Raw genomic sequence first — 10,922 nt, forward strand, 5'->3', positions numbered from 1 at the left:
GCGCCTCGACCGGGAGCAACGGCGGGATCAGGCCGTTCCGCAACGCTTCGGCCTCGGCGAGGCTGCGGGCGACGGCGTCGTCGCTCTCGACCGCGAAGCCCAGCGCGGCGAGCATGCCGCGGCGAACCTCGAGCGGGGTCTCGACCGGCTTGCCGAAGGCGTCGACGTAGCCGTCGGCGATGCCGGCCAGGTCGGCCAGGCGTTGCAGTGCGCTGCTCATCGGGCCGCTTTCGTCAGGAATACGCCCGTCCAAGCGGGCAAAATTGCACCGGTGCCGTCCGGCGCATTGGTCCAAACCAGCGTGTCGTCGCCGGCCTCGACGGAATACGGCCCGTTGCCGACGTTGGCGACGAAGCGCAGCGTCCCGCCGTCGTAGGACCAGGTGCAGTCTACGACGTCTGCACGGGGCAGGTTCGCCTTGGCCCCGCGATAGCCGGACTTGGCAAGCGGCACCACCACGTCCCGGCGCAGGGCCAGCAGGCGCGTCGTCTCGGCCAGGACCTCGCGATGGGGGGATCGCTCGCGCTCCGCCCAATCGAGCTTCGAGGCTTCGAAGGTCTCGGCCTCGGTCGGGTCGGGGATCACCGAGGTGTCGTCGGCGAAGGCCGCGAAACTCTTGAACTCCTTGCGGCGTCCCTCGCGCACGGCCTTGTTCAGGTCCTCGTCCGGCGCGAAGTCGACGAAGAACAGGAACGGCGTCGAGGCCGACCACTCCTCGCCCATCCACAGCATCGGGATCTGGGGCGCGAGCAGCAAGCCGGCGCGGGCTAGGTCGAGCCTCGCCGGGTCGGCGAGGTGGCTCAGGCGCTCGCCGAGCGCCCGGTTGCCGACTTGGTCGTGGTTCTGCAGGAAGGTGACGAACGCGGTCGGTGGCAGGTGCGCCGAGGGCTCGCCGCGGGGATGGTCGCCCAGCGTCTTGAAGGGCTCGCCCTGGTAGGCGAAGCCCTCCGACAGGCAGCGGGCCAGACGCTCGACCGGCTTGTCGCTGAAGCTCTCGTAGTAGCCGGAATCCTCGCCCGTCAGCAGAACATGCCAGCAATGGTGCAAGTCGTCCGCCCACTGCGCGTCGTGCTGGACGGGCTTGCCGGTCGCATCGCGCTCGAGCCAGCGCGCTTGGTTGGCCTCGTTCTCCAGCATCAAGTGGATCTGTCGATCAGGGTAGGTCGCCCGCACCGTCTCGCCGAGCTCGGCCAGGAAGTGCTTGGGCGAATCGTCGAGGATCGCGTGCACCGCGTCGAAGCGGATGCCGTCAAAATGGTATTCGCCGAGCCAGTACAGCGTGTTCTGGATGAAGAACTGCCGCACGGTGTGGCCGCTCTCCTTGCCGTCGAAGTTGATGCCGGCGCCCCACGGAGTCTGGTGACGTTCGGTGAAGAAGCTCTTGGCGTAGGCGTGGAGGTAGTTCCCGGCTGGCCCGAAGTGGTTGTAGACCGCGTCGAGGTAGACCATCAGCCCGAGGCCGTGGGCCGCGTCGATCAGGCGCTTGAGGTCGTCGGGGCGGCCGTAGGCGGCGTCCGGCGCGTAGGGCAGCACGCCGTCGTAGCCCCAGTTGCGGGTCCCCTTGAAGTCGGCGAGCGGCAGCAGCTCGATCGCTGTGACGCCGAGCGCCTTGAGGTCGGGAAGGCGCGCCTGAAGGCCGGCATAGGTGCCCTCAGGCGTCGCCGTGCCGACATGCGTCTCGTAGATCACCGCCTCCTCGAACGGACGGCCGGTCCAGGCGGCGTCGGTCCAGGCGAATGCCGACGGGTCGACCACCTCGGACAGCCCCGAGACGTCGTCCGGTTGGAAGCGCGAGGCGGGATCGGGCACCACGAGGTCGCCGTCGATTCGGAAGCCGTAGCGCGCGCCGGCCGCCACCCCCGGCACGGTCGTCCGGCGCCAGCCCTCGTCGGCGTCGGGGATCGCGTGGTCGGCGCCGTCGACCACCAGGGTGACGTCCTCGGCGGTCGGCGCCCAGAGCGCGAAGCGGACGCCGTCGCCGGCGATCTCGGCGCCGAAGGGCATGTTGTGCGTGCGCCGCATCAGGCCAGCATCCTCATCGTTTCAGGGCTCGTGGCCGGTTCGAATCGCGCAGAGGCGATCCCCGACGCGGAGCCGGGTGTGAACAGCCACATCTGTCACAGAAGCTGCCGGCCCAGCTGTTGTTCCCCGCACCGCACCCAAACCTTGCGGATCGTTCGGCAGCGTTCCGGGGCGAGCTTGGCCGGTCTGTGGAGATGCACGCTCCGGCACGCGATCCTACGGTTGCGAGCGTCGTTGACGCTCTCGAAAAGAGCGCCGGACAGGGGTGGATCAGGTGCTTGCGCCGGTGCCGCGGGAGGAATAATTAACCGTCTGATATCATTCGTCTTCCCCCACGTCGTGCCGCCCGCGGCCTTTCGGCGTGCGCCGCACCAGACACCGGCTCCGGACGCGGGGCCTTCGCCACACGGATAAAGCCCTTGGCCGACAACGACGAGACAGGGGCCGGCACGCCGCCGCCCGCCAGCGACATCAAGCCCGTTTCCATCACCGACGAGATGCGCCGGTCCTACCTCGACTACGCGATGAGCGTGATCGTGAGCCGGGCGCTGCCGGATGCGCGCGACGGCCTCAAGCCGGTGCACAGGCGCATCCTGTTCGCGGCCTACGAGAGCGGGCACCTGCCCGAGCGCAAGTACGTCAAGTCGGCCCGCATCGTCGGCGACGTGATCGGCCTCTACCACCCGCACGGCGACCAATCGATCTACGACGCCTTGGTCCGCATGGCGCAGGACTTCTCGATGCGCCTGATGCTCATCGACGGGCAGGGCAACTTCGGCTCCGTCGACGGCGATCCGGCCGCCGCCATGCGCTACACGGAATCGCGCCTGGCCAAGCCCGCGACCGCGCTGCTCGCCGACATCGACAAGAACACCGTCGACTTCCAGCCGAACTACGACGAGTCGCGCGAAGAGCCCTCGGTGCTGCCGGCGCGCTTCCCGAACCTTCTCGTCAACGGCGCCGGCGGCATCGCCGTCGGCATGGCGACCAACATCCCGCCGCACAACCTCGGCGAACTCATCGACGCCTGCATCGCGCTGATCGACGATCCCAGCCTGACCATCGAGCAGCTGACCGAGATCGTGCCCGGGCCGGACTTCCCGACCGGCGGCTCGATCCTCGGGCGCGCCGGCACGCGGTTGGCCTACGCCACCGGACGAGGCTCGATCATCATGCGGGCCAAGTCCCACGTGGAGGAGCTGCGCAAGGAGCGCGAGGCGCTGATCTTCACCGAGATTCCGTACCAGGTGAACAAGGCCACGCTGGTCGAGAAGATCGCCGAGCTGGTCAAGGAGAAGCGCGTCGAGGGCATCTCGGACCTGCGCGACGAATCCGACCGCGACGGCATGCGCATCGTCGTCGAGATCAAGCGCGACGCGATGGCGGAGGTGGTGCTGAACCAGCTCTACCGCTTCACGCCGCTGCAATCCTCCTTCGGCTGCAACATGGTGGCGCTGAACGGCGGACGCCCCGAGCTGATGAACCTGAAGGACCTGCTCCAGGCCTTCATCGACTTCCGCGAGGAGGTCGTCTCCCGCCGCACCAAGTTCCTGCTGAACAAGGCCCGAGAGCGCGCCCACGTCCTGTGCGGCCTCGCCATCGCGGTGGCCAACATCGACGAGGTGATCCGCCTGATCCGCACCTCGCCCGATCCGAACTCGGCGCGCGAGGCGCTGATGGCGCGCGACTGGCCGGCCCACGACATCGCACCCCTCATCGCGCTGGTGGACGATCCGCGCCACCGCGTGAAGGACGACGGCACCTACCGGCTCTCGGAGGTGCAGGCCCGCGCGATCCTCGACCTGCGCCTGCAGCGCCTGACGGCTCTGGGCCGCGACGAGGTCGGCGACGAGCTTAAGTCGCTCGCCGACGAGATCGCCGACTACCTCGACATCCTGCGCTCGCGGTCACGCATCCAGACCATCGTCAAGGACGAGTTCGCCGAGGTGCGCACTCAGTTCGCCACCCCGCGGCGGACGGTGATCCTCGACTACGATTCCAGCGTCGACGACGAGGACCTGATCCAGCGCGAGGACATGGTCGTCACCGTGAGCCACGCCGGCTACGTCAAGCGCGTGCCGCTCTCGACCTATCGGGCCCAGCGACGCGGCGGCAAGGGCCGCTCCGGCATGTCGACCCGCGAGGAGGATTTCGTCACCCGCCTGTTCGTGGCGAGCACGCACACGCCGGTGCTGTTCTTCTCCAGCCAGGGCCAGGCCTACAAGGAGAAGGTCTGGCGCCTGCCGATGGCGGCGCCGAACGCCCGCGGCAAGGCGCTGGTCAACATCCTGCAGCTGCAGGACCAGGCCGAGCGCATCACCACGATCATGCCGTTGCCCGAGGACGAGAGCTCCTGGGAGACGCTGGACGTGATGTTCGCGACCGCCTCGGGCGGCGTCCGACGCAACAAGCTGTCCGACTTCGTGCAGGTGAATCGCAACGGCAAGATCGCGATGAAGCTCGATCCGGGCGACCACATCGTCCACGTCGAGATCTGCCGCCCCGAGCAGAACGTGCTGCTGACCACCGCGCTCGGCCAGTGCATCCGCTTCCCGGTCGAGGACGTCCGCGTCTTCAAGGGCCGCGATTCCACCGGCGTGCGAGGCATCAGCCTCGGCAAGGGCGACCGCGTCATCTCGATGACGATCCTGAACAGCTTCGAGGCGACACCCGAGGAGCGGGTCGGCTTCCTCAAGATGCAGCGCGCCGTCATCGGCGACACCGCGCCCGAAGCGAACGACGCCGACGCCGAGGAGGCCGCCACCGACGCGCCGCTGCTGTCGCAGGAGCGCTACGCCGAGATGGGCGCCAACCAGCAGTTCGTGCTGACGCTCGCCGAGCGCGGCTACGGCAAGCGGACCTCGTCGTTCGAGTACCGGACCTCGGGCCGCGGCGGAAAGGGCATCAAGGCGATGGAGGTCAACGCCCGCAACGGCAACCTAGTGGCCTCCTTCCCGGTCGAGCCGAGCGACCAGATCATGCTCGTGACCAATGCCGGGCAACTGATCCGCGTGCCGGTGGACGACATCCGCGTCGTCGGCCGCGCCTCGCAGGGCGTTACGGTGTTCGACACCGCCAAGGACGAGCGCGTCGTCTCGGTCGAGCACATCGCCGGCGAGGACGAGGGCGGCGAGATCGCCGACGAGGCGGTGTGAGCGAGGCGCCCTGCAGGACGGCTCGGTCGTCCTGCAGGGCCGCGCCGCCGCGCGATGCGGTCGCAAAAAAGTTCAGATTCGACGGATGAATTTTCTGTAAGAAACGTAGCGTATAGATCTACGGCATGTCACGGAAATTCAGAAAACGCCTGTTTCCGAGTGTTGCCGTTAAGTCATATCATAGAGGAGGCTGTTGGGGTTACTGGTCGGCAACACCAGACACCAACCCCGGATGCCGCCCGTGCTGAAGTCCATCGCCCTCGCCGCCGTCGCATCGACGGCCCTCGCAGCCGCCGCCGGCGCCGCCGACCTTCCGCGCCGCGCGCCGCCGCCGGTGTTCACGCCCGTCCCGGTCTTCACCTGGACCGGCTTCTACCTCGGCGCGAACGCCGGCTACGCCTTCTCGGAGCGTGACAACGTCCGCACCGCCGGCATCGGCGCCCTGCAGCTCAACGTCGACCGCAACCTGCGCCGCCCGAGCGTGCCGCTGCCGCAGGACGGTTTCACCGGCGGCGGCCAGATCGGCTACAATTTCCAGTTCACGCCGGGCTCCGGCATCGTCGTCGGCGTCGAGGCCGACGCGCAGTACACCGATCTGCAGCACCGCCGCACCGAGACGATCTTCAACCCCGTCTTCAACGCCAACGTCCTGACCAACAGCTACCGCACCGAGCTCAACTACCTCGGCACGGTGCGCGGCCGCGTCGGCTACGCCTTCGACCGGGTGTTCGTGTACGGCACCGGCGGCTTCGCCTACGGAGACGTGACACAGTCCGTCACCTTCCAGACCGGCGCGCCGGTGACCTATGCCGCCCGCCGCTCCAACATGGAAACCGGCTACGCCTACGGCGGCGGCATCGAGTACGCGCTGCCGACGGAGTCCTTCCTGAACGTCTTCCGTGCCAGCGCCGTGACGATCAAGGGCGAGTACATCCGCTACGACCTCGGAAGCCGCAACCTCGTCGTCGCCAACGTCGGCCCGGCCGGCACCCCGGGGATCGGCTACATCTCGCGCGTCTCGACCGAGGGCAGCCTCGCTCGCGCCGGCATCAACTACAAGTTCGGCACCTACTAGGATCTACCGCCAAGCGCCCAGGCGCCTGCATCGATCGGAACACGCGAGGAGGGCGGAGGCACAAGCTTCCGCCCTTCTCGCGTTTCGGGCTCCCGGCCCATTCGGCCGGAGCGGCGGTTCCGTTCGTCATGAAAATCCTCTAGGGCGTTGCGGGCATGAACCGCATCGCGCTCTATGCCGGCTCCTTCGATCCGGTCACAAACGGCCATCTCGACGTCGTCCGCCAGGCCTGCCGGCTTGTGCCGCGCCTCGTCATCGCGATCGGCGTCCACCCCGGCAAGGCGCCGCTCTTCACCGCCGAAGAACGAGCCGAGCTGCTGATCGAGACCTGCCGGCCCCTGGCCGAGGCCGAGGGGACGGAGCTTGAGATCGCCACCTTCGACGACCTCGCGGTGAGCGCGGCCCGCCGCTGCAAGGCTAGCCTGTTCATCCGCGGGCTGCGCGACGGCACCGACCTCGACTACGAGATGCAGCTCGCCGGCATGAACGGCGCGATGGCCCCCGAAATCCAGACCGTGTTCCTGCCGGCCTCGATCCAGGTCCGCCCGATCACCGCGACGCTCGTCCGCCAGATCGCGGCCATGGGCGGCGACGTGTCGCCCTTCGTGCCGCACCAGGTGGCCGAACGTCTCGCGGCCCGCTTCGCAAGCCGAAGCTAGGCCACCACCCCTTCCAAGGAGACGATTCCCCATGAACCGCCGCACCGCATTTTTCGCGCTCGCGATCTCCCTCGCCGTGGGCAGCTCGGCCGCCCGCGCCGCCGACGCCAACACCGTCTTCCTCGACACGAAGGACGGCCGCGTCACCATCGAGCTGCGCCCCGACATCGCGCCCAAGCACGTCAAGCAGCTCAAGACGCTGATCGCTCAGGGCTTCTACAACGGCCTTAAGTTCCACCGGGTCATGGACGGCTTCATGGCGCAGACCGGCGACCCGAAGGGCAACGGCACCGGCGGATCGAGCCTGCCCGACATCCCGGCCGAGTTCTCTTCGGCGCAGTTCCGCCGCGGCACCGTCGGCATGGCCCGCTCGTCGGACCCGAACTCGGCCAACTCGCAGTTCTTCATCTGCCTCGGCGATGCGTCGTTCCTGAACGGGCAGTACACCGTGGTCGGCCTCGTCTCCGACGGCATGGACGTCGTCGACAAGATCAAGAGGGCCGCCCCCGGCGCGGCCGGCGGCGCGGTCCAGAACCCGGACAAGATCGTCAAGATGCAGCTGGCCGAGAAGGCGAAGTAAGCCGCGATGCGAGGGCGGCGCGCGGCGGCGGCGCTGCTGGCCGCCCTCGCGCCCGCTTCGGCGGGTGCGTGGGACGGCCAGCCGTTCTACGGCTATGCCCTCGACGGCGAGGGGCCCGGCTACCCGCTGAGCCTCCCGCAGACCCTGCGGGCGACGATCGTGGTGCCGCTTGAGACACGCCCCGTCCCCCGCGCGAACACGCTGGCCGAGCTCTATCCGGCGCTCGCAGCGTGCTGGCGCCCTCCGGCCTCGCTCGAGGACGCGCCCGACATCGAGATCACCGCCCGCCTGTCGCTCCGGCGGGACGGGAGCTTGATCGGGCCGCCGCGGATCACGTATGCGAGGGGCGTCGGGCCCAAGACGCGCCCGACCCTGGTGCATGCGACCCTCGACGGCCTGAGCCGTTGCCTGCCGGCGCGCATCACGCCCGGCCTCGGCCGAGCGATCGCCGGGCGACCCGTCGCCCTACGTTTCGTCTACCGGAAGGTCGTCGCGAACCGACCCGGATGACGGCACCCGAACACCCCGCCGCGCCGCCGACCGGCGCAGCGCCCCTTCCCCGACCAACCCGGAGACCGACATGGCCGACACCGAAAACCTCGTCCTCGAGACCACCAAGGGCCGCGTCGTCGTCGCGCTGCGCTCCGACCTCGCACCGAACCACGTCGAGCGCATCAAGACTCTGGCCGGCCAGGGCTTCTATGACGGCGTCCCGTTCCACCGCGTCATCGACGGCTTCATGGCCCAGACCGGCGACCCGACCGGCACCGGCTCGGGCGGCTCCGACCTGCCCGACCTGAACGCCGAGTTCAACGCCGAGCCGCACACCCGCGGCACCTGCTCGATGGCCCGCACCAACTTCCCGCACTCGGCGAACTCGCAGTTCTTCATCTGCTTCGACGACGCACGCTTCCTGGACAAGCAGTACACCGTCTGGGGCAAGGTGACCGAAGGCATGGACGTGGTCGACACGATCAACAAGGGCGAGCCGCCGCGCTCCCCCGACAAGATCGTCAAGGCGACCATCGCCGCCGCCTGACCTCAACGAACGCCCGTCGCCTCCAAGCGTGAGGCGACGGGCGATCCCGGCCCCCTGAATGGGTCATCGAGCATTGGGCGTATCCCCGCAGGCGACGATGCGGGTGACGGCTCTCAGCGGACGTTGATCGAGCCGAAGGCGGCGTTTCGGTCGCAGGGTGACGCCACACGCCCGGTACCGCTCACCTAACATATGTTGGTGCTGTGCTGCGACCGCGCACCTAACCTACAACTTGCGCGGATCATCCATCGGGCACGTGACGGTCCGGCGCGTCCTGCCTCTTCGCCGAAGTCTCTTCGAGTCGACGCCGTGGATCGCTGGGCGATGCGCGGATGGCCAGGACGTCTCCTCCACCCCGCCTGGATGAGACCTCACCGGATGGCCGAGAAGCGGGATGCGGTCGCGAACGACGCCGAGCCCATCCGCGACGAAGTTTTGCCGCCGGGCGCCGACACCGCCCGCGCCCGAAAGGTGCCGGCGCAAGGGCCGCGCTACCATGCCGTCGTCACCGGCGCCGACGGCGCGAAGAGCCTGCACGCACTCCCGGCCTACGGCGACGACGAGGCCATCGCGCATGCCCTCGCCCTGGCCGAAGGTCGCGCGATCGAGATCTGGGACGGCCCGCGATTGATCGAGCACTTCGCGGCGGTCGCACGATAGAGGCGACGCCGCGACTGCGACCGATTCATGGGATTTGGGAGGTATGGAGCGGGTACCGGGAATCGAACCCGGGTATTCAGCTTGGAAGGCTGCTGCTCTACCATTGAGCTACACCCGCGATCCGCGCCGGATAGCATGGCGCGGGAGGCTTGAGAAGACCGGATGCGCCGCGCGGGTGGCACGTCCGAGGCTAGCTTTCAGTGCGCAGAGACTTGGCGCGTCGGCACGATGTCGTTGGCCATCACCTCGCCGAACGGGCCGTCGTTGCGGGCGTTGGTCGGTCCGATGCCGGTGGTGGCGCGGAGCGGCAGCTTCGGGAAGACCAGCTCGGCGAAGCGGTAGGCCTCCTCAAGATGCGGGTAGCCCGACAGGATGAAGCGGTCGATCCCGAGGTCGATGTACTCCTTCATCCGGTCGGCGACCTGGTCGGCGGAACCGACGAGCGCCGTGCCGGCGCCGCCGCGCACCAAGCCGACGCCGGCCCAGAGGTTCGGCGAGACCTGCAGCTTGTCGCGGCTGCCGCCGTGCAGCGCCATCATCCGGCTCTGCCCGATGGAATCCTGGCGCTTCAGCGTCGCCTGCGCCTTGGCGATGGTGGCGTCGTCGAGCTTCGAGATCAGGCTGTCGGCCGCCTCCCAGGCGGCGCCCTCGGTCTCCCGCACGATCACGTGCAGGCGGATGCCGTAGGAGAAGGACTTGCCGCGCTTTTCGGCGGCGGCGCGTGCGGTGGCGATCTTCTCGGCGACGCCCGCCGGGGGCTCGCCCCAGGTCAGGTACACGTCGCAATGCTCGGCCGCGACGTCGATGCCGGCCGGCGACGAACCGCCGAAGTAGAGCGGCGGGTAGGGTTTCTGCACCGGCGGGAAGATCAGCCGGCCGTTCTCGGCCGACAGGTGCTTGCCTTCGAACGTCACCGTCTCGCCGGCCATCAGCCCGCGCCAGATGTGCAGGAACTCGTCGGTCACCGCGTAGCGCGCATCGTGATCGAGGAACACGCCGTCGCCGCGCAGCTCCACCGGGTCGCCGCCGGTGACGACGTTGATCAGCAGGCGCCCGCCGGAGATCCGGTCCAGGGTCGAGGCCATGCGGGCGGCGGCCGAGGGCTCCATCAGGCCCGGGCGCACGGCGACGAGGAAGCGCAGGCGCTGCGTCAGCGGGGCGAGCGCGGAGGCGACGACCCAGCTGTCCTCGCAGGAGCGGCCGGTCGGCAGCAGCACGCCGTAATAGCCGAGCGCGTCTGCGCCCTGCGCGATCTGGCGAAGGTAGGAGAGCGACACGTCGCGGGCGCCCTCGGACGCGCCGAGGTAGCGGCCGTCGCCATGCGTCGGCAGGAACCAGAGGACGTCCGTCTTCCCGTCCTGAATCGTGCTGTCGGTCGAGGCGGTCATCGAAAGATCTCCGTGTCGGCTCAGGCGGCCTGGGGCGCGCCGAGCAGGTGTTCGAGGATGCGGCCTTCGAGGCGCGCGAGGTCGGGGTCGCCGCGGCGGCGCGGCCGGGGCACATCGACCCGCAGGTCGAGGGCGATGCGGCCGGAATCCACCACGAGGATGCGGTCGGCCATCGCCACCGCCTCGCCGACGTCGTGGGTGACGAGGAGCGCGGTGAACCCGTCCGCACGCCAGATCCGCTCGATCAGATCCTGCATGCCGATGCGGGTGAGCGCATCGAGGGCGCCCAGCGGCTCGTCGAGGGCCAGCAGGCCGGGGCCGCTGACGAGCGCGCGCGCCAACGC

The 10,922-nt window shown here is 69.0% G+C and carries 10 protein-coding genes, 1 tRNA gene and 1 pseudogene; 7 read left to right on the forward strand and 5 right to left on the reverse strand.

Annotation, left to right across the window (positions count from 1 at the left end; translation table 11 throughout):
* A partial coding sequence (locus FV222_RS08965; protein ID WP_147813912.1) for a hypothetical protein occupies window positions 1-220 on the reverse strand: 220 nt, incomplete at its 3' end.
* Window positions 217-2,022, reverse strand: a complete 1,806-nt coding sequence (gene treZ, locus FV222_RS08970) for a malto-oligosyltrehalose trehalohydrolase (protein WP_147813914.1) — start codon at window positions 2,020-2,022, stop codon at window positions 217-219. The genes treZ and FV222_RS08965, both read right to left, overlap by 4 nt.
* Window positions 2,023-2,441: 419 nt before the next feature.
* Between treZ and gyrA the strand changes: the two genes are divergently transcribed.
* From gyrA to FV222_RS09005, 7 genes are all read left to right on the forward strand, one after another.
* Window positions 2,442-5,177: a DNA gyrase subunit A gene (gene gyrA / locus FV222_RS08975; RefSeq protein ID WP_147761333.1), complete on the forward strand. Its 2,736-nt coding sequence runs from the start codon at window positions 2,442-2,444 to the stop codon at window positions 5,175-5,177.
* 241 nt (window positions 5,178-5,418) lie between these two features.
* Window positions 5,419-6,252, forward strand: coding sequence for a porin family protein (locus FV222_RS08980; RefSeq protein WP_147813916.1), 834 nt, complete (start codon window positions 5,419-5,421; stop codon window positions 6,250-6,252).
* Window positions 6,253-6,407: 155 nt separating this feature from the next.
* Window positions 6,408-6,911 (forward strand): pantetheine-phosphate adenylyltransferase, encoded by a 504-nt coding sequence (coaD, locus tag FV222_RS08985; protein ID WP_147761335.1) that lies wholly within the window; start codon window positions 6,408-6,410, stop codon window positions 6,909-6,911.
* Window positions 6,912-6,942: 31 nt separating this feature from the next.
* Window positions 6,943-7,491, forward strand: a complete 549-nt coding sequence (locus FV222_RS08990) for a peptidylprolyl isomerase (protein WP_147761336.1) — start codon at window positions 6,943-6,945, stop codon at window positions 7,489-7,491.
* A gap of 6 nt (window positions 7,492-7,497) precedes the next feature.
* Window positions 7,498-8,001 (forward strand): hypothetical protein, encoded by a 504-nt coding sequence (locus tag FV222_RS08995; protein WP_147761337.1) that lies wholly within the window; start codon window positions 7,498-7,500, stop codon window positions 7,999-8,001.
* A 70-nt stretch (window positions 8,002-8,071) separates the two neighbouring features.
* On the forward strand, window positions 8,072-8,530 hold the full coding sequence (locus tag FV222_RS09000; protein ID WP_147750105.1) for a peptidylprolyl isomerase: 459 nt from the start codon (window positions 8,072-8,074) through the stop codon (window positions 8,528-8,530).
* A 378-nt stretch (window positions 8,531-8,908) separates the two neighbouring features.
* Entirely contained in the window at window positions 8,909-9,190 is a 282-nt protein-coding gene (locus FV222_RS09005) for a hypothetical protein (protein WP_147750104.1), read from the forward strand.
* Window positions 9,191-9,234: 44 nt separating this feature from the next.
* On the opposite strand, the gene FV222_RS09010 is transcribed toward FV222_RS09005, so the two are convergent.
* The 3 genes and pseudogenes from FV222_RS09010 to FV222_RS09020 form a co-directional block, all read right to left on the reverse strand.
* Window positions 9,235-9,308, reverse strand: a tRNA-Gly gene (locus tag FV222_RS09010).
* Between the two features lie 79 nt (window positions 9,309-9,387).
* The gene (ssuD, locus tag FV222_RS09015) at window positions 9,388-10,578 is read right to left on the reverse strand and encodes an FMNH2-dependent alkanesulfonate monooxygenase (protein WP_147761338.1); all 1,191 of its coding nucleotides are present in this window, start codon (window positions 10,576-10,578) and stop codon (window positions 9,388-9,390) included.
* A gap of 20 nt (window positions 10,579-10,598) precedes the next feature.
* Window positions 10,599-10,922 (reverse strand): annotated as a pseudogene (locus FV222_RS09020) (ABC transporter ATP-binding protein); the annotation flags it as partial.

Source organism: Methylobacterium sp. WL103, from assembly GCF_008039885.1.
Taxonomy (GTDB): Bacteria; Pseudomonadota; Alphaproteobacteria; order Rhizobiales; family Beijerinckiaceae; genus Methylobacterium; species Methylobacterium cerastii.

What these genes read in the sequence shown, in the direction of transcription:
- treZ (WP_147813914.1), bottom strand. Translation starts at nt 2,022, where the DNA reads ATGCGGCGCACGCACAACATGCCCTTCGGCGCCGAGATCGCCGGCGAC.
- coaD (WP_147761335.1), top strand. Translation starts at nt 6,408, where the DNA reads ATGAACCGCATCGCGCTCTATGCCGGCTCCTTCGATCCGGTCACAAAC.
- FV222_RS08990 (WP_147761336.1), top strand. Translation starts at nt 6,943, where the DNA reads ATGAACCGCCGCACCGCATTTTTCGCGCTCGCGATCTCCCTCGCCGTG.
- FV222_RS08995 (WP_147761337.1), top strand. Translation starts at nt 7,498, where the DNA reads ATGCGAGGGCGGCGCGCGGCGGCGGCGCTGCTGGCCGCCCTCGCGCCC.
- FV222_RS09000 (WP_147750105.1), top strand. Translation starts at nt 8,072, where the DNA reads ATGGCCGACACCGAAAACCTCGTCCTCGAGACCACCAAGGGCCGCGTC.
- FV222_RS09005 (WP_147750104.1), top strand. Translation starts at nt 8,909, where the DNA reads ATGGCCGAGAAGCGGGATGCGGTCGCGAACGACGCCGAGCCCATCCGC.
- ssuD (WP_147761338.1), bottom strand. Translation starts at nt 10,578, where the DNA reads ATGACCGCCTCGACCGACAGCACGATTCAGGACGGGAAGACGGACGTC.